The 19,145-nt window shown below is 66.9% G+C and carries 15 protein-coding genes; 7 read left to right on the top strand and 8 right to left on the bottom strand.

Features of this window, described 5'->3' with window-relative positions; all coding sequences use genetic code 11:
* The first annotated feature begins 129 nt into the window (after positions 1–129).
* Positions 130–1,155, top strand: coding sequence for a GlxA family transcriptional regulator (locus tag AB4850_RS03945; protein WP_414441302.1), 1,026 nt, complete (start codon positions 130–132; stop codon positions 1,153–1,155).
* 55 nt (positions 1,156–1,210) lie between these two features.
* Positions 1,211–2,473 carry a glycosyltransferase family 9 protein gene (locus tag AB4850_RS03940; protein WP_414441301.1) on the top strand — a complete coding sequence of 421 codons (1,263 nt, stop codon included), beginning with the start codon at positions 1,211–1,213 and terminating at the stop codon, positions 2,471–2,473.
* A gap of 119 nt (positions 2,474–2,592) precedes the next feature.
* Here AB4850_RS03940 and fdhA read toward each other — a convergent pair whose 3' ends face one another.
* Positions 2,593–3,789: a formaldehyde dehydrogenase, glutathione-independent gene (fdhA, locus tag AB4850_RS03935; protein WP_414441300.1), complete on the bottom strand. Its 1,197-nt coding sequence runs from the start codon at positions 3,787–3,789 to the stop codon at positions 2,593–2,595.
* Positions 3,790–4,169: 380 nt separating this feature from the next.
* On the opposite strand from fdhA, the gene AB4850_RS03930 reads away from it, so the two are divergent.
* Both AB4850_RS03930 and AB4850_RS03925 read left to right on the top strand, forming a co-directional pair.
* Complete coding sequence (locus AB4850_RS03930) at positions 4,170–5,207, top strand: sel1 repeat family protein (RefSeq protein ID WP_414441299.1); 1,038 nt, start codon at positions 4,170–4,172, stop codon at positions 5,205–5,207.
* A 184-nt stretch (positions 5,208–5,391) separates the two neighbouring features.
* Positions 5,392–6,054, top strand: a complete 663-nt coding sequence (locus AB4850_RS03925) for an HAD family hydrolase (RefSeq protein WP_414441298.1) — start codon at positions 5,392–5,394, stop codon at positions 6,052–6,054.
* 10 nt (positions 6,055–6,064) lie between these two features.
* On the opposite strand, the gene AB4850_RS03920 is transcribed toward AB4850_RS03925, so the two are convergent.
* The 7 genes from AB4850_RS03920 to AB4850_RS03890 form a co-directional block, all read right to left on the bottom strand.
* Entirely contained in the window at positions 6,065–6,700 is a 636-nt protein-coding gene (locus AB4850_RS03920) for an SMI1/KNR4 family protein (RefSeq protein WP_414441297.1), read from the bottom strand.
* Positions 6,701–6,752: 52 nt separating this feature from the next.
* Entirely contained in the window at positions 6,753–7,940 is a 1,188-nt protein-coding gene (locus AB4850_RS03915; RefSeq protein WP_414441296.1) for an HlyD family efflux transporter periplasmic adaptor subunit, read from the bottom strand.
* A gap of 4 nt (positions 7,941–7,944) precedes the next feature.
* Positions 7,945–9,492 carry an efflux transporter outer membrane subunit gene (locus tag AB4850_RS03910; RefSeq protein ID WP_414441295.1) on the bottom strand — a complete coding sequence of 516 codons (1,548 nt, stop codon included), beginning with the start codon at positions 9,490–9,492 and terminating at the stop codon, positions 7,945–7,947.
* Positions 9,489–10,463 carry a glycosyltransferase family 2 protein gene (locus tag AB4850_RS03905; protein WP_414441294.1) on the bottom strand — a complete coding sequence of 325 codons (975 nt, stop codon included), beginning with the start codon at positions 10,461–10,463 and terminating at the stop codon, positions 9,489–9,491. Before AB4850_RS03905 ends, AB4850_RS03910 begins: the two co-directional genes overlap by 4 nt.
* A 13-nt stretch (positions 10,464–10,476) precedes the next feature.
* Positions 10,477–11,988, bottom strand: a complete 1,512-nt coding sequence (locus tag AB4850_RS03900) for a DHA2 family efflux MFS transporter permease subunit (RefSeq protein ID WP_414441952.1) — start codon at positions 11,986–11,988, stop codon at positions 10,477–10,479.
* A 137-nt stretch (positions 11,989–12,125) separates the two neighbouring features.
* Complete coding sequence (locus AB4850_RS03895) at positions 12,126–13,448, bottom strand: glycosyltransferase (RefSeq protein WP_414441293.1); 1,323 nt, start codon at positions 13,446–13,448, stop codon at positions 12,126–12,128.
* Between the two features lie 93 nt (positions 13,449–13,541).
* On the bottom strand, positions 13,542–14,429 hold the full coding sequence (locus AB4850_RS03890) for an alpha/beta fold hydrolase (RefSeq protein WP_414441292.1): 888 nt from the start codon (positions 14,427–14,429) through the stop codon (positions 13,542–13,544).
* A gap of 904 nt (positions 14,430–15,333) precedes the next feature.
* Between AB4850_RS03890 and betI the strand changes: the two genes are divergently transcribed.
* From betI to betA, 3 genes are read left to right on the top strand one after another with little or no spacing between them, the layout of a single operon-like run.
* Entirely contained in the window at positions 15,334–15,945 is a 612-nt protein-coding gene (gene betI, locus AB4850_RS03885; protein ID WP_414441291.1) for a transcriptional regulator BetI, read from the top strand.
* 9 nt (positions 15,946–15,954) lie between these two features.
* The gene (betB, locus tag AB4850_RS03880) at positions 15,955–17,433 is read left to right on the top strand and encodes a betaine-aldehyde dehydrogenase (protein WP_414441290.1); all 1,479 of its coding nucleotides are present in this window, start codon (positions 15,955–15,957) and stop codon (positions 17,431–17,433) included.
* Between the two features lie 16 nt (positions 17,434–17,449).
* Positions 17,450–19,144: a choline dehydrogenase gene (gene betA / locus AB4850_RS03875; protein ID WP_414441289.1), complete on the top strand. Its 1,695-nt coding sequence runs from the start codon at positions 17,450–17,452 to the stop codon at positions 19,142–19,144.
* The last annotated feature ends 1 nt before the right edge of the window (position 19,145 follow it).

The raw sequence follows: 19,145 nt of genomic DNA, 5'->3' as shown, positions 1-19,145 counted from the left end.
CCATCCGTTGCGAGGCCCGGCCCACGGTGCGATCAGGGTTTAGCCGTATGGCATGGTTGTTGCGCGGGATTCCACAATAACCGAGCCGTGTTCCCCCAGCGCGCCGATTCCCGATTCAAGGAACGCCCCATGTCCCCCGACCGCACCGCGAGTCTGTCTCACTTCGCGTTCGTTCCCCTGCCCAACTTCACGATGATCGCGTTCACCAACGCGATCGAAGTGCTCAGGATGGCCAACTACCTGAGCGGCCAGACGCTGTACCGCTGGTCCGTGGTGTCGCCGGGAGGCGGCCCGGTCACGGCAAGCAACGGCCTGAGCGTGGATACCGCGCCGGCCGAGACGCTGGGCATTCCCGACGTCGTGTTCGTGTGCGGCGGCGTGGATGTCCAGCGCGCCACCACGGCCGAGCATCTGGTCACGATGCGCCGCTTCGCGCGCGCGGGCGTGGCGCTCGGCAGCCTGTGCACCGGCACCTACGCGCTGGCCAAGGCCGGCCTGCTGTCGGGCTATGCCTGCGCGATCCACTGGGAGAACATGTCGGCGCTCAAGGAAGAATTCCCCGACACGCGCTTCCTGAAAGAGCTGTTCGTGATCGACCGCGACCGCATCACCTGCACGGGCGGCGTGGCGCCGCTCGACATGATGCTGAACCTGATCGCGCCGCGCGTCGGCACGGCGCGCGTCACGCAGATCGCCGAGCAGTTCATCGTCGAACACGTGCGCGATACCAGCGCGCAACAGCGCATGCCGCTCGTCGCGCGGCTCGGCTCGGCGAACAAATCGCTGTTCGAGGTGATCGCGCTGATGGAGAACAACATCGAGGAGCCGCTCTCGCGCGAGGAACTGGCGCGGCTCGCGAACATGTCGCAACGCCAGTTGCAGCGCCTGTTCCGCGAGCATCTCGGCATGACCCCCACGCATTACTATCTGACGCTGCGCCTGCGCCGCGCGCGCGAGCTGCTGCTGCAGACGGATATGTCGATCATGCACATTACAATGGCATGCGGTTTCCAGTCGGCCTGCCATTTCAGCAAGAGCTATCGCGATGCGTTCGGCACCGCGCCGACCCGCGAACGCCGCAAGCAGGTCGCACCGCTGGCGCAACCGATGCTGCCGATCGGCGCATCGCAACCGGCGCTCGTGCTGCACGCCTGACGCTCCCGCCCCGGCCGGACGCGGGTGGCGGCGCGCCGCCTCACCAGGACCGGATGTGCAACACGATACCGCGCTGGCGAACGCCTATCTCGCCTACCTGAACGCGCCCCACGGCGACGCCGCGCTGGCGCTCGCACGCCGGCTGCGCGAGGCCGGCCACGCCGCCGCCGCGCTCGAACAGGCCGAACGCGCCGCCGCCAGTGCATCCCGAAGCGGCACGCCGTTCGCACTGGCGCAGGCCGGCATCGAGATGAACTACCTCGGCCGCTTCGCCGACGCCGACGCGCTGCTCACGCGCGCGGAGGCCGGCCTCGCCGGCGACCCGAACCTCTACATCCTCCGCTTCGAGCAAACCGTCGCGCGTTTCGGCCAGGGCCGCTATCGTGACGCGCACCGGCTGTACCGCGAGCTGCGCGACGCGCCGCACCGGCGCACCATCGTCGAGACGCTGTATCCCGGCCACGGCGGCAGCTTCGACTGGGCCGAGCGCAAGTTCCTCGGCCACCACGATCCGGTCGAGGGCAAGCGCGTGCTGGTGTTGATGGAAGGCGGCGCAGGCGACCTGTTCATGCATGCGCGCTACCTGCAATGCCTGAAGGACGAGGGCGCCGCCTCGGTCGACGTACAGGTGGTGGACGCAGCGCGCGGCGTGCTGCGCCGCGACGGCTTCGTGCGCGAGAGCGGCCCGCATATCGGCGCACTCGCCGACGAATGCGACTACGTGACCTGGCTGTTCAATCTGTTCGCGCGCTACCAGCACACGCCGTACACGCCGCGCTTCGACACGCCCTACCTCGACGCGCCGCCCGCCTCCGCGCTGCCCGACGCCGTGCGCGACGCGCTCGACGCGCCGGGCCTCGCGCGCATCGGGCTCGTGTGGCGCAGCAATTCGGGCGTGCGCCATGAGCCGTATCGCTCCATCGCACTCGACACGCTCGCGCCCTTGCTCGGCCAGCCGGGCTGCCGCTTCTATTCGTTGCAGGTAGGAGAACAAAACGATGCCGAGCGCGAAACCATCGCGCGCCACGGCATCGTCGATCTCGCACCGGCGCTGCACAGCTTCGCCGACACGGCCGCCGTGCTCGACCGGCTGGACCTGCTCGTGTCGATCGATACCGGCGTCGCGCATCTGGCCGGTGCGCTCGGCAAGCCGGTGTGGCTGATGCTCTCGCAGGCGGGCGACAGCCGCTGGCTCAACCATGTCGATTACACGCCGTGGTATCCGAGCATGCGCCTGTTCCGCCAGCCGACGCTCGGAGAGTGGCACGCACCCGTGGCCGCCGCGGCCGAGACGCTGGCGGCACGCGATTTCGGCTGATTTCGGCCCCGCGTCGCTCCTCTCACAAACGCTTGCGCGCGCAACCAAAATGAAAACGGCCCGCGCCGAAGCGCGGGCCGTGTCTCTCAGGTTGCGGGCCTGGCGGCCTCAACCGATCGTCAAGCCGGGATCAGACCGTGCGGATCGATCACGAACTTGCGCGGCGCACCCCCGTCGAACTTGCGATAGCCTTCCGGCGCCTGATCGAGCGAGATCACCGTCACATTGACGATATCCGCGATCGGCAGGCGGTCGAACAGGATCGCCTGCATCAGGTTGCGGTTGTACTTGAGCACCGGCGTCTGGCCGGTATGGAACGAGTGCGACTTCGCCCAGCCCAGGCCGAAGCGGATGCTCAGGCTGCCGTGCTTGGCGGCCACGTCCTTCGCGCCCGGATCGTCCGTCACGTACAGGCCCGGGATGCCGATCGCGCCGGCCGGACGCACGATTTCCATCAGCGAATTCAGCACCGTGGCCGGCGCTTCCTCGTTGCTGCCTTCCGAACCGTGGCCATGCGCCTCGAAGCCCACGCAATCCACCGCGCAGTCGATCTCGGGGCGGCCGACGATCGCCGCGATCTGGTCGCCCAGCGGCGTGTCCTTCGACAGGTCCACCGTTTCGAAGCCTACCTTGCGCGCGTGTTCGAGGCGTTCGGCGTTCATGTCGCCGACGATCGTCACCGCCGCGCCGAGCAGGCGCGCCGAGGCCGCCGCGGCCATCCCCACCGGGCCGGCGCCCGCGATATACACCGTCGAGCCGGGCTTCACGCCGGCCGTGACGGCGCCGTGATAACCGGTGGGGAGGATGTCGGACAGGCAGGTCAGATCTCGGATCTTCGCCATCGCCTGGTCGCGGTCCGGGAACTTGATCAGGTTGAAATCGGCGTACGGCACCAGCACGTACTCGGCCTGGCCGCCGATCCAGCCGCCCATGTCCACGTAGCCGTACGCGCCGCCGGCGCGCGCCGGGTTCACGTTCAGGCACACGCCCGTGCTTTGCTCGCGGCACATCGGGCAGCGCCCGCAGGCCACATTGAACGGCACCGTGACGATGTCGCCGAGCTTCAGCGTTTCCACGTCGCCGCCCAGCTCGATCACTTCGCCCGTGATTTCGTGGCCGAGCACGAGGCCGACCGGCGCCGTCGTGCGGCCGCGCACCATGTGCTGGTCCGAGCCGCAAATGTTCGTGCTGACGACCTTCAGGATCACGCCGTGGCCGATCTTGCGCCCGCTCGGATCGACCATCTTCGGATAGTCGATGTTCTGCACTTCGACCTTGCCCGGGCCCTGATACACGACTCCTCGATTGCTGCTCATCGCTTCGTCTCCTGTCTCTCTGGCTTGGTGCTGCGCTTCGCCCGGCGCGGCCGCGCACGGGTCGGGCAGCAAGCCTTCAGAGGGTAGTCCGGGGGGCGGGGCGGGGGGCGTAGTAAACGCGACATGGGGTTGCTTGATGCCGACATGGGGGATGAGGCTCGAAACCCTCCATCGAATCGTTGTCGCGAAACGATCATGAGTTTTGTTGCGCTGCGATTTGCAGAAACACCCGGCGCGGCAGCAGGATTTTCATTTTGATGTTGGATGGCGTGCTGTAACGGATGAAGAATGGAGCCACGCGTATACACCGCAGCGACAAGACGAATCCCCCATTCGGATTCGTGCGTATATTTAATGCTCGCGGCTTTGACGATTGAACGATGAAGAACATTTCCAGGCTCTCCCCGCTCATTCTTTCCCTCGTGATCTGCGCATGCACGAGCAAGGAAAGTACCGTGGCGTCCACATTGCCTGACATCAATGCCGTGCGCGCCGATCTTGCCTTCACCTGCACGCACGAAGCCGACCATCTTCCGCCGCTCGATGCGAACGCCGACGCGCTTTTCCAATACGCAAGGTATCTTCAGAACGCCGATGGCTCGAAGGATTTCGACGCGATCGCCCGTTACTATCGGATCGCTGCGGCGTACGGGCACTACAAGGCCAATCACAATGCGCAGTTGCTGATCTCGCAGGGGCTGGCCGATTCGCCGGATGCGCCCAAGGAAAGCATCGACCTTGCCAAGCAACTGGTCGAACAGGGCATACCGGGCGGCTACTTCGACATCGGTCATTACCTGGAAGCAGGCTATGGCCTGAAGCAAGATCAGGAACTGGCCCTGCGCTATTTCCGCAAGGCGGCCGACCTGGGCAGCCCGGAGGCCCAAGCCTACGTCGCCGAGCAACTGGTGCCTCACGACAAGGCACCGGAGATTGCACGACAGATGCGCCAATGCGCCATGAATCAGGGTTATGGCGACGCGGCCACCTCGCTCGGCATCAATCAGAAGAACTCGGCGCATTATCCCGAAGCGATCGAGGCCTTCCAGAAAGGCACGATGGCCGGCGATACGCTCGCCGCGTTTTCACTGGAAAGCGCCTTCAAGGGCGTCCCGCCGTCGAATCGGATGTCGTATCTGGGCCTGACCGCGGATGCCGAGCGCGTCCGTCGATACAAGCTCATCGGGAAATTCATCGACAGTCACGACGGCCAGAATCCCAAGGTGCCCGATATCGACAAGATCGTCCCCTTGCCGCCGGCCAAGCTTCCCGCCTGGGACGGCACCTTCCAATGGGACAAGGAGCAGGCTGCCAAGATCGCGCCACTGGCGCCGCCGGAGGAACTGATCGCACAGCTCGCCAAGGCCCAGCACCTCGACCCGGCCACCGGCCTGCCGCTGGCGCACGAAACCAGGTAGATATGCCACATCAACCCAAACCACAACAATACAAGGCGCAGCACCACGCGCTATTGCGCAAAATCGCGCAGACATCCCAACATCTGAACCACGCCCAAAAAACCGTTAGTTCTGCCAGCTTGTTTCCAAACCCGGCTCTGCTAACTTGCCGCAGCCTATCCCCCCGCCCCAGGAAACCCGCCCAGTGAGCACGCCCACCTTCCTGTTCGATCTCGACGGCACGCTCGTCGATACCGACGCGCTGCACCTCAATGCCTTCAACGCCCTGCTCGCGCGCTGGCAGCGCAGCATCGATCTCGCCTATTACAAGACGCACGTGATGGGCGCGCCCGATTCGATGATCTTCGGCGGGCTGTTTCCGGGGATGCCGGTGGACGAATACACGGCGCTTGCGGCCGACAAGGAACAGATGTTTCGCGCGCAATTGAGCGCGCGGCTCACGCCCACGCCCGGCACCGAGGCCCTGCTCGACCATATCGAGCGAGCCGGCGCGCGCAGCGCCGTGGTCACCAACGCGCCGCGCGAGAACGCCACGCTGATGCTGGCCGCGCTCGGGCTCGACACGCGTTTCGAGGTGCTGGTGATCGGCGGCGAACTCGAACATGGCAAGCCACACCCGCTGCCTTATCTGACGGCGCTGGAACGCGTGGGCGGCGACGCCGCGCATGCGGTGGCGTTCGAGGATTCGGGCTCCGGCGTGCGCTCGGCCAGCTCGGCCGGCATCCACACGTTCGGCATGCTGACGGCATTGACCGACGCGCAACTGCGCGAAGCCGGCGCGCACGACACGATTCGCGATTTCGCCGATCCGACGCTGTGGGCGTGGATCGAGAACCAACGCGGCTGAAGCTCGCGCGTCAGCCGCCCTTGCGCGACGGCGCCTGCCAATGCAGTTCGAGTTCGTCCTGATCTTCCAGGAACGCAAACCCGTCGGCGGCCAGTTGCCGTAGATATTGGTCGAAGCCGTCAGCCAGCACGGCGTAACTGTCGGGATCGTGCAGGAAGCGAACCACCTGGCCGGGCTTGCCGCCCGGCGCGGGATCGAAATCGATATACAGCCGCGACGAGCCGCCGTTGTTCATGCAATGCGAAAAGCACAGGCGGCGGCCCATCGGCACGCCGGCATCGATGCGCGGGTCGAACAATTCTCCCGGCGCGAATTCTTCCAGATCGTAGATGTCGGCAATGCTTTCGCCGCCGAAAGCGCCGGCCGCCTCCTCGACGATCTGCTCGACCGACAGCAGATAGTAAGGATAGCTTTCGACATCGGAGCCGAGCACCAGCACGCCGATGCGGGTATCGCCGTACGTCTGGTGATACGTGCCGTTCAGGCGGCGAAGCAGGTCCACGAGCGTGGCCGGTGCGTGCGGATAGACGGCGCGGAGCACGTCGAGTTGCGATGGGCTCGCGCCGCTCGCATGGGCCAGCGCGGCGTTGCCTTCGTCGTTCAAGGCCTGGCGGAGCGCGGCGAGGTAAGTTTCGGCTGAGGTCATGAGTTGTCGTGGTTCAAACGCGATGGCACGTATCGATGGCAAGCAGGCGCGGTTACTTGTTCGCCCGAATCACCGCCGCCGCTGCCGCGTCCGCTTCCGACGCCACGCTGTCGTGCACCCGCGTGCTCTGCCCCGGCAACGGCTGCTCATTATCGAGCAAATGGCCGCCGCGCTCATGCGTATCCACCGTCACGCGCATCGACAGCCCGATCCGCAGCGGATGCGCGGCCAGATCGGCCGCATCGATCGAGATCACCACCGGCACGCGCTGCACGACCTTGATCCAGTTGCCGGCCGCGTTCTGCGACGGCAGCATCGAAAACGCGCTGCCGGTGCCGGCCGAAAAGCCCTCCACGTGCCCGCGATACACCACCTTCGATCCGTAGATATCCGAAACGATGCTGACGGGCTGCCCCGCGCGCATGTTGCGGATCTGCCCTTCCTTGAAGTTGGCCTCGATCCACAACGCGTTCAACTGGATCAGCGACAGCAGCGGCACGCCCGGCCCGACCTGCTGGCCGACCTGCACCGAGCGCTGGCCGACAGTGCCATCCACCGGCGCGACGATGGTGGTGCGCTTCAGGTTGCGCCACGCCAGCTTGAACTGCGCGGCGGCCTGCACGACGGACGGGTTGTCCTCCACGGCGAGACGGCTGCCGAGCACGCGCGCCGATTCGAGCTGCGCCTGCGCGGCGGCCAGTTGCGCCTGCGCGGCGATCACCTGCGCGCGGGCGCGCGCCGTCTCCTCCGGCGACACCACCTCCACGCTGGCATGCGCGCGCGCATCGTAGGCGCTGCGCGCAACGTCGAGATCGGCCTGGCGCGCGGCCACCGTATCGGCGTACATCGCGTTCGACACGCCCGCGTTGGCGGCCTGCCGCACCGCCTGCGCGAGCTGCGCCCTGGCCTGCGCCAGCGAAACGGCGGCCTCGGCATCGTCGAGCCGCACCAGCGTCTGCCCGGCGCGCACGCGCTGCGTGTCGCTGATCAGCACGTCGATCACGGTGCCCGGCACCTGCGCGCCCACCTGCACGATGTTGCCGGACATGTAGGCGTCGTCGGTTTCCTCGTAATAGCGCCCGCTCAGGAACCAGTAGATCGCGGCCGCGATGGCGAGTATCGACACGAGGCTGAAGAACAGCGCGAAGTGGCGCCGGCGCGCAGCGCGTTTCGCGTCGAGCCGGCCGGCATCGTGCGGGGCGCCGGCGGGATCGCGGCGCGCGTTGTTGTTGTCGTCCATGCGGTCAGTCGAAATGCGAGTCGGTCAGTCGGTCGTGGGGAGGGAATGCGAGTTCGTCGTGGGCAATCGCGGGCGCGGCCATCTTCGTCACGTCGAAGCCGCCGCCGAGCGCATCGATCAAGCCGATGCGCAGCGCGCGGCGCTTGGCGAGCAGGTCGATCAGTTGCGTGCGCTCGTCCACCAGCGTCAGGCGCGCGGTATTGACGTCCTTTTCCATGCCGAAGCCGCGGCGGTGGCGCTCGTCGGCGATATCGACGATCTTCTGCGCGGCGGCCACCGAATGCTGTTGCTCGGCAAGCAGGGTGTCGATGGTGCGCAGTTGCGTCAACTGCCGCGCGACCTGCCCGAGCGCCTGGTCGACACTTTGGTTGTAGAGCGCGATGCTCAGGTCGGCGTTGGCCACCTCGCCGGCCAGCTTGGCCTTCAGGCGGCCACGATCGAAGATCGGCAGCGTGACGGCCGGGCCGATCGAGCCGCCGAACGCGCGGCCACGCAGCAGCGCGGCCGGCGTCAGCGCGAACAGGCCGCCCACCGCCGACAGGTTCACGTTCGGATAGAACTCGGCCTTTGCGCCATCCACGGCCGAGAACGCGCCCTGCACGCGCAGGCGCGCGGCGACGATATCGGGCCGGCGGCCGAGCAGATCGACGGGCAGCTTCGGCGGCAACGGCGCATCGACCAGATCGCCCGGATGCGGGCGCTTGAGCGCGAGGCCGCGCTCGGGGCCCTTGCCGGTCATCACGCCGATCTGCACTTCGGACAGCGTGATCTGTTCGTCCATCATCGCGAGCTGCGCGATCAGCCGGTTGCGCTTGATCGCGGCATCGCTGGCGTCGTAGGCGTTGTCGATGCCGCGCGCGGCGCGCTCGCGCAGCACCGCGTTGATCTGGTCGCTCGCGGCGCGCTTCTCTTCGAGCAGGTCGCGCTGCGCGTAGGCCTGATCGAGCTGGCAATACAGCGTGACGAGCGTGACGGCCAGCGTGAGCCGCGCCTGTTCGGCATCGACGCGCGCGGCGTCGCGATTCGACAACATGCCGCGCGTGGCGGCGGCGTTGCGCCCCCAGAGATCGATCTGGTAATTGAATCCCGCATAGAGCGAGGATGACGAAATATTCGGATCGCTGAACAGATCCACCGGCACGTTGAAGCCACCCACCTGCACGTTCGCCACGCCGTCGCTGCGCGGCACACGCGCCTTGCTCAACGACGCGCCGGCCGTGCCGACCAGCCCCGTGGTCGACGCGTACTGCTGCAACTGAGCCTGCGCGATATCGATCCGAGCCCGGGCCGCCTGCAGGCTCGGGTTGTTCTCGTAGGCCTCGGCCACCAGCCGGTCGAGCTGCGGATCGCCGAGCTGCCTGACCCAGTCGGGCGCGGGCCATGCGCCGCCCGGCTGCACGTTGCCACTCACGCCGGCCAGCGCGTTCGCGCCGGGCACGTGCGGTTGAACCTTGGTCTGGAAACCGGACGGCACGCAGCCGGCCAGCGCGAATACCGCCGCGAGCACGCCGCCCGCGAGTGCCGGGCGCCCCGGCAAGCTGCATCGGCTCATCCGTGGCGCACCCTCTCGCCCGCGTGCGCGGCCCAGCCCGGGCGCGACTGTTCGAGCGGCCCGAGGCGGCCGAACAGGCCGTCGCTGACGCCGAACGCGATGCCCTTGAGCTTGGCGGCCTTGTCGTCCTCGCACAACACCACCTGCACCACCTGCCACAGCGTCAGCAGGCTCGGCACGATCGCCACCGGAAACCGCAGGCCGTATTGCATGCCGAGCTGCACCGCGTTGCGCGCGCTGTAATAGCGGCGATACGACGGGTGGTTCATCGCCGACATCTCGAACGGCCCGATCCGGTGCCGGCGCTTGTTGCCGATGCGGTGCGGCAACACCAGTTGCGGCACCACGTACAGCGGCACGTCGCGCGCCAGCGCACGGAAACAATATTCGGTATCCACATGATCGATGAACAGCGATTCGTCGAAACGGCCCAGGCGCGCATACGCCTCGCGCGAGATCACGCTGCCCGACGAGATCAGGAAGCCGCAGCGCTGCACGGGCGCATCGGCATGCATCGGCAGGCGGCGCACGCTCACGCCATCGGTGGAGAGTTCGGGCAGGTAGCGGCGATCGTTCTCGTCGAAGATGCGCGGGCCGGCCAGGAAGCCGCGCGTGTCGAAGCCGGCGCACACCGCGCGCATCGTCGCGAAGAACGGCGCGGGCACCGTCGAATCCTGATCGAACAGCGCCACCGCATCCACGCCGCGCGCGAACAGTTCGGCCAGCCCGGCGTTGTACGCGCCGGCAATGCCGCCGCGGTTGCCGTGATGGATCAATGCATAGCCATCCTGATCGGCCGCGCCGCGCGCGGCCAGGCTGGCGGCCGGCGTGTTGTCGACCACCACCAGCGCGTCGCAATCGCGCGCGACCTCGCGCAGGCGCGCCAGCTGATCGTCGCGCGGGTGATACAGGATGATCAGTGCCCCGAGTTTCATGGTGTTCCCCGTGTCGTTCGCGGTGGTTGCGGTCATGGCCGTGCCTGCCTCAGTGTCCGATCGTCATGGCCGCGCCGCGCTTCGGGCGCGTCAGCCACATCATGCAGGCCAGCGTCAGGCAGGTCATGCTCGCCATGAAATACATGTCGCCGGTCGCCATCATGTAGGCCTGCTTGTGCACCACGTTGCTGATCGACAACAGTTCGCGCGTGCCGGTAACGCCGGTGGCGTGCAGCGCATCGATATAGCGCTGCGTGTTGCCGTCGGATTTCGTTACGGCCTGCGAAACGATGTCGTAGTGATAGGTCGCGCGGTTCTCCCACAGCGTCACGCTCATCGCGGTGCCGAACGCGGCCGACAGCGTGCGCAGGAAGTTCGACAGGCTCGATGCGGCCGCCAGCTTGTCGTCGGGAATGCGCGACAGCGTGGCCGCCGTCAGCGGAATGAAGAAGCACGGCAGGCCCATGCCCTGGATCAGCCCCGGCGTGATGATCTGCACAAACGTCATGTTCAGCGTGAAGTGCGCGTTGTTCCATTGCACGCAGGCGAACACGAGAAAGCCGAAGGTGGCCAGCACGCGCGCGTCGAAGCGGCTCGAATAGAGCCCCACCAGGATCGAGAACACGAACGCGAGCACGCCGAGCGGCGCGGCGGCCAGCCCCGAATGGAACGCGTTGTAGCCCATCACGGTCTGCAGCCAGAGCGGGAACACCACGCCCACCACCGAGAACGCCATCATGCCGAGCGAGATGATCAGGACACAGAACGAAAACGTGCGATCGCGAAACAGGCTCAGGTCCACCGCCGGGTGGCTCTCGCCACGCTCCCAGATCAGCAGCGAAATGATCGCCAGCGCCGCCACGATCGCCAGCGTGCAGATCAGCGGCGAGCCGAACCAGCCGCGATCGTGGCCGAGGTCGAGCATCGCCTGCAACGCGCCCACGCCCACCACCAGCAACGCGATGCCCACCACGTCGATCGGCCCGGCCTGGCCGCCTTCGCGAGCGGGCTTCAGCAGCGTCATGCAGACGGTAAACGAGAACAGCCCGATCGGCAGGTTGATCAGGAAAATCCACGGCCACGAATAATTGCTGACGATCCAGCCGCCCACCACCGGGCCGAGGATCGGCGCAAGCAGCACCGTCATGGCCCAGAGCGCGAGCGCCAGCGTGCGCTTGTCCTTCGGGAATGCGCGCATCAGGATGGTTTGCGAAAGCGGCACCATCGGCCCCGAGCACAAGCCCTGCAACGCACGGCACACCACCAGCACATGCAGGTCGTTGGCCAGGCCGCACAGCATGGAGGTCAGCGTGAACAGCACGATCGAGGTGACGAACAGGCGCCGCTCGCCCACGCGTTTCGCGAGCCAGCCCGTCAGCGGCACGGCGATCGCCGCCGCCACCGAGTACGAGCTGATGACCCAGGTGCCCTGGCTGTTCGACACGCCGAGGCTGCCCGAGATCGACGGCACCGCCACGTTGGTGACGGTCGAATCGAGCACCTCGATAAAGGTGGCGAGCGACAGCGCGAACGTCAGCAGCGCGAGACGCGCGCCGCGCATCGGCGGCGCGGCGTCGGCGGATGGCGTGCCGCCGCCCTCGGTCGCGCCGGGGGGAACCGCGCTGCCGTCGTTGCGCGTCGCGGGTGTTTCGGGGCCGCCGGACGCCGGGTTCGCCAGGTTTGCGTACTGCGTGTCGCTCATGCGCGAGACGCCTGCGATGCCGGCAGCCCGGCGGCCGGCGCGGCGCGCCCGGTGGCGGCGCGGCCGGCGGCCGGCGCCACGCAATCCTCGATGATGCGCGCGGCCAGCACGCAGCCGTCGGCCGCCCCGGCCATCGCGGCCCGCACGGTCGCGCAACGCTCCACCATCGCGGTGTCGCCCAGCACGCGTGCGAGCGCATCGGCCAGTTGCGCGCCGTCCACCGGCGCGTCGAGCCGCACGCCACAGCCGCTGTCGGCCACGCGTTGCGCGTTGTCGAACTGATCGTGCGCGGACGGCATCACCACTTGCGGCAGCCCCGCCTCGTAAGCCAGCGACGCCGTGCCGATGCCGCCGTGATGCACCAGCGCGCGGGCGCGCGGCAGCAACTCGCGCAGCGGCACGTAACGGCGCTTGATCAGGCGCGACGCATCCGGCTCGCCGTCGCGGCGCGCCGTGTCGGGCGTGATCAGGACGCCGCGCACGCCGGTCGCGCGCATCGCCTCGCCCACTGCGTCGGCGAAGCCCGCGCCGTCGACAAGAGTCGAGCCGGCGGTAAACACCACGGGCGGCGCGCCCGCGTCGAGGAATGCGTCGAGTTCGGGATCGGGCGCGTGCGCATCGATATCGTTGAACAACGGGAAGCCGGCCAGCCGATGATGGGCCGGCCAATCGGGCTGCGGCGCGGCGAACCAGTCGGGAAACAGGCACAGCACGCCGTCGGTGGAATGCAGCCAGCGGCCGAGGATACGGCGCGCGGGGGCCAGCCCCAGTTCGGCGCGCAGCGCGTTCAGTTGCGGCCCGCATACCTTGTCGAGCACGCCGCGCTCGATCAGCGTCATCAGGCCGGCCTTGAACCAGAGCGGCAGCCAGCCGGGAATCGTCAGGCGTTGATGGGTGGGCGGCGCATGCGCCGACAGCAGCGTGGACGGCGACACTTGAACCGACACATAACGCACGCCGTCGCGTTCCTGCAACAGCCGTGCGGAAAATGCCCAGAGCGTGCCGACCAGCACCGTGTCGTCGTCGATCAGTTCGGACAACTTTACAAAGTGCGGGCGCAACGACGGTGCGATCACCGCCCACAGCGTGCGAAACGACGTACGCGAATCCCACAGCGCCGGGTTCGCCATCGCATCGGCGTATTCCTGCGCGGTGCCGATCGGCACGAACTCGAAACCGCAGCGCAGCGCGGGCGCCTCGAACTGCGGGTGAGTACAGAACACGACGCGGTGCCCGCGGTCCGCGAGCGCGCGTCCCACGCCGAGCAGCGGGTACACATCCCCCGCCGACCCGATCGCCGTGATGATCATCTTCGACATCGTTACCGCCTCTGCGTGACCGCTTCCGGTGCGCTCAGGAAGCCGGCCGGGCTGCGCGCGCGGCGGTGGCGCGGCGGCCGGGCCGGCCGTGGATTACGACAGCACCGGCATGGGCGCGAGCGTGTCGAACGAGCCGTCCGGAGCGGTGGCGCCGCGCTCTTCGCAGAAGTAGCCGAGGATCGCGTCGCGCACATGTTCCTGCTGCTGGCGCCCTTCGAGATCGAGGAAGTGGCCGGCCTTGCGGATCGTCTCGAACTCGGCGCGGCGCACATAGCTGCCGAGGCGGCGCACGTCGCCCGGCGTGGTGTATTCGTCGAGTTCGCCATTGATGAACTTGACGCCGCAGCCGATCCGTGTGAATTCGTCGAGATACTGCTCGGGGCGCATCTCGAGGATCTGGTTCACGTGGAAGGCCACCTGATCCTGCTCGTCGCGCGGCAGCTTGGTCAGGTAGCGGTAGTTGTAGAGCTTCATGATGCGCGGCAGATAGCGGCCGACGGTGTCGTTCAGCAGTTGCGCCGCGTGCAGGTTCTCGCCGGCCGCGATGTGGTCGCGCGCGCGCGTCACGTAATCGACCATCGCGTCGTTGAGGAACGGCGAGAACGAGGCCACCACCGCGCGGCGCACGCTCGTGCAGCCGCGCGACAGCGCGAACAGCGACGCCACCCCGCCCCACGACACCGACAGCAGATACGACGGGCGGAAGCGCTCGCTCAGGTGCAGCAGGATGTCCACTTCGTCGTCCTTGGTGAGCACGAACTGGCCGGGGTTGTGCTGGCGCGACTGCCCCGCGTAGGGCAGGTCGAAACAGATCGAGTTGAGCCGCTCGCCGAGATAACGCACCGTCTGGCCGAACGAGGCGGTGGTCGCCAGCGCGCCGTTGATCAGGATGACCGTCTCGAACGACGGATCGTAGACATGGTGCTCGACGTGGATTTTCAAGCCGTTCGGCAGTGGGACGACCTGTTTCTCGATAGGCATGGCGTGCTCCGGCAAGGACCGGCAGTCAAAAACGATACGCGCCCGCTTCCGCGAACGCTCCCCGTAACCGGACCACGAGACGACGACCCGCGGCGGCTACCTTCCCCTGTGCCAGGGTCCCGCATCGCCTAGGGACGATGCGGCCGCCATCGGTGCGACACGGATTTGGCTCCGTGCGACAACCTCGTGGCCCCCGGCGTCTCGTAACAATGACTTCAGACGCTGTCGTTATTGCCGATCGATGCGGCAGGAACACTGCCTGAACCTGTCGAACGGAGCTGCTTCATGGGTATGAATACTAATACGCGAAACCATAAAAATTCAACCAATTCGGATTAATTTCCCTCTTGAATAATTGCCTATCCGATACGCATGGTTCATGAAAAATTGTTTCTTAAATCCTCATCGAAAAACGGCTTTCATGCCTGCGTCATATTTTCTGTGGTATAGCCGACCATAGCGCCCTGTCAAATATGTCAGGTGCAGCACATCGTTATCGACCCAACAACAAAATCTCTTCGTTATCAATGGTGTATGAGATTTGTTGCAGAACAGCAACGAGACCATGCGCTACGCGCGCTCGGCTCGCCGCCCTGCCGCTTAGGCGTCGCAGGCCGCCAATCCCACCCCATATTCCGATTCAATATCCATTTGAATACGAAAAAATTGGCAGCTTGAAACGCTTTAAACATAATTCACTGTTTTACGGCCCGCATTCATTTTGTTTTATTCGCCAACGCTACGTAATGCCGACCGATGCATACACAACCACCGGTAATTCTTTCATCTCATGCCCGAGCGCGCCCACGACCCTGTTTTTCGTCGGCTTCGGCAGTTTTTTGTTGATTGAACGTTCAATAAAAAACCGGTAACCTGCGCTCTTTTCCTCCCCCGGCCCTTCGCCATGCCCAAGCTCGGAATGCGGGAAGTGCGGCGCGCGCAGTTGATCGACGCGACCTTGCGCACGATCGACGAGGCCGGCCTGCCCGGCACCACGCTCGCCTCGGTGGCGCAGCGCGCGAACATCTCGACCGGCATCGTCAGCCATTACTTCGGCGACAAGGACAGCCTGCTCGAAGCGACCATGCGCCATGTGCTGCGCGACCTCTGGCTCGCCACCACGCGCCGGCGCATCGCGGCGCACCGCGAGCCGCGCGCCCGGTTGCGCGCGATCGTGGCCGCCAACTTCGACGACACGCAGCTCAGCGCGCCCGTGATGAAGACCTGGCTCGCGTTCTGGTCGCAGAGCATGCATGCGCCGGCGCTCGGCCGGCTCCAGCGCGTGAACACGCGGCGGCTTCATTCGAACCTGTGCGCCGAATTCGCGAAGGCGCTGCCGCGCGCCAACGCCCGGCTCGCGGCGCTGGGCCTGGCCGCCTTGATCGACGGGCTGTGGCTGCGCGGCGCGCTGGCCGGCGGCCCGATCGACACCCGAACCGCCCAGCGGCTCGCCAACGATTACATCGACCTGCAGCTCGCGCCTCGCGACGTGGCGGCAGGCGCCACCATCGATTAGGAGAACGTCATGACTTCCAAGACGATTTACGGACTGCAGAAGCTTTACATCGGCGGCGAATACGTGGACGCCACCGGCGGCGCCAGCTTCGAGACCTACGACCCGGCCACTGGCGAGCATCTCGCCACGGTGCAGCAGGCCAGCACGGCCGACGTGGATCGCGCCGTGGAATCGGCGCGCGAAGGCCAGCGCGTGTGGGCCGCCATGACGGCGATGCAGCGCTCGCGCATCCTGCGCCGCGCGGTGGATTTGCTGCGCGAGCGCAACGACGCGCTGGCCGAACTCGAAATGCGCGACACCGGCAAGCCGATCGCCGAAACGCTGGCCGTGGACATCGTCACCGGCGCGGACGTGATCGAGTATTACGCCGGCCTCGCCACCGCCGTCGAAGGCGTGCAAATTCCGCTGCGCGAGGAATCGTTCGTGTATACGCGGCGCGAGCCGCTCGGCGTGTGCGCCGGCATCGGCGCCTGGAACTACCCGATCCAGATCGCCTGCTGGAAGAGCGCGCCCGCGCTCGCGGCCGGCAACGCGATGATCTTCAAGCCGAGCGAGATCACGCCGCTGTCGGCACTGAAGCTCGCCGAAATCTATACGGAAGCCGGCGTGCCGGCCGGCGTGTTCAACGTGGTGCAGGGCAACGGCGCGGTGGGCGCGATGCTGACGGCGCATCCGGGCATCGCCAAGGTGTCGTTTACAGGCGGCGTGGAAACCGGCAAGAAGGTCATGTCGCTGGCGGGCGCGTCCTCGCTGAAGGAAGTGACGATGGAGCTCGGCGGCAAGTCGCCGCTGCTGGTGTTCGCCGACGCCGATCTCGACCGCGCCGCCGACATCGCCGTCACCGCCAACTTCTTCAGCGCCGGGCAGGTGTGCACCAACGGCACGCGCGTGTTCGTCGATCGTTCGATCAAGCAGGCCTTCATCGAACGCGTGCTGACGCGCGTCGCACGGATTCGCATCGGCAAGCCGTCCGATCCGGCCACCAACTTCGGCCCGCTCGTCAGCGCCGCGCAACTCGACAAGGTGCTCGGCTTCATCGAGAGCGGCAAGGCCGAGGGCGCGAAGCTGCTGGCCGGCGGCGAGCGCCTGGTGCACGACCACTTCGGCGGCGGCCAGTACGTCGCGCCCACCGTGTTCGCCGATTGCCGCGACGAGATGCGCATCGTGCGCGAGGAGATCTTCGGGCCGGTAATGAGCATCCTCGATTTTGCTACGGAGGACGAAGCGATCGCGCGCGCCAACGCCACCGATTACGGCCTCGCGGCCGGCGTCGTGACCGAAAACCTCGCGCGCGCGCACCGCGCGATCCACCGCCTCGAAGCCGGCATCTGCTGGATCAACACCTGGGGCGAATCGCCGGCCGAAATGCCGGTGGGCGGCTACAAGCAATCGGGCGTCGGCCGCGAGAACGGCATCACCACGCTCGAGCACTACACGCGGATCAAATCGGTGCAGGTCGAACTCGGCCGCTACAACCCGGTGTTCTGAGGACAGGAGCCCAGCCATGACCCCACGCGAATACGACTACATCATCTGCGGCGCCGGCTCGGCCGGCAACGTGCTGGCCACGCGGCTGACCGAGGACGCCGACGTGAGCGTGCTGCTGCTGGAGGCGGGCGGCCCCGACTACCGCTTCGATTTCCGCACGCAGATGCCGGCGGCGCTCGCGTTCCCGCTGCAAGGCCGCCGCTACAACTGGGCCTACGAGACCGACCCCGAACCGCACATGGACAACCGCCGCATGGAATGCGGGCGCGGCAAGGGGCTGGGCGGTTCGTCGCTGATCAACGGCATGTGCTACATCCGCGGCAATGCGCTCGATTACGACAACTGGGCCACGCACCAGGGCCTGGAAAACTGGACGTATCTCGACTGCCTGCCCTACTTCCGCAAGGCCGAGACGCGCGACGCCGGCCCCAACGATTATCACGGCGGCGACGGCCCGGTGTCGGTCACCACCAGCAAGCCCGGCGCAAACCCGCTGTTCGAGGCGATGGTCGAGGCCGGCGTGCAGGCCGGCTACCCGCGCACCGAGGACCTGAACGGCTATCGGCAGGAAGGCTTCGGCCCGATGGACCGTTTCGTCACGCCGAACGGCCGCCGCGCCTCCACCGCGCGCGGCTATCTCGATCAGGCGCGCCCGCGCCCGAATCTGGAGATCGTCACGCACGCGCTGGCCGACCGGATCCTGTTCTCCGGCAAGCGCGCCTCGGGCGTGGCCTACCTGCGCAACGGCCGGGCCGTCACCGCGCACGCGCGCCGCGAAGTGCTGGTGTGCAGCGGCGCGATCGCCTCGCCGCAATTGCTGCAACGCTCGGGCGTCGGCCCGAGCGCGTGGCTGAAGGAACTGGAGATTCCCGTCGTGCTCGATCTGCCCGGCGTCGGCCAGAACCTGCAGGATCACCTGGAGATGTATATCCAGTACGCCTGCAAGGAGCCAGTGTCGCTCTACCCCGCGCTGAAATGGTGGAACCAGCCGAAGATCGGCCTCGAATGGATGCTGAAGGGCACCGGCATCGGCGCAAGCAATCACTTCGAGGCGGGCGGTTTCATCCGCACCCGCGACGACGACCTCTGGCCGAATATTCAGTACCACTTTCTACCGGTCGCGATCAATTACAACGGCTCGAACGCGATCGAGATGCACGGCTTCCAGGCGCACGTCGGCTCGATGCGCTCGCCGAGCCGAGGCCGCGTGAAGCTGACCTCGCGCGATCCGAACGCGCATCCGAGCATTCTGTTCAACTACATGTCGCACGCGCTCGACTGGCGCGAGTTCCGCGACGGCATCCGCGCCACGCGCGAGATCATGCGGCAGCCCGCGCTCGACCGCTTCCGGGGCGACGAGCTGCACCCCGGCGCGAAACTCCAGAGCGATGCCGAACTCGATGCCTTCGTGCGCCAGCGTGCCGAAACGGCGTTCCATCCGTCCTGCTCGAACAAGATGGGCTACGACGACATGGCCGTGGTCGACAACGAAGGCCGCGTGCACGGCCTCGACGGCCTGCGCGTGGTGGACGCATCGATCATGCCGATCATCACCACCGGCAACCTGAACGCGCCGACCATCATGATTGCCGAGAAGATCGCCGACCGGATTCGCGGGCGCCAGCCGCTTGCGCGCTCCACCGCCAGCTACTTCGTGGCGAACGGGCAGCCGGCGCGAGGCGGCCAGCCCGTGCGGGCGGCGACCGCCTGAC

The sequence above is a fragment of the Burkholderia sp. 22PA0106 genome (genome assembly GCF_047497155.1).
GTDB lineage: Bacteria > Pseudomonadota > Gammaproteobacteria > Burkholderiales > Burkholderiaceae > Burkholderia.
Note: the sequence above shows the minus strand (reverse complement) of the source record. Positions and strands in the feature narration are given on the sequence as shown.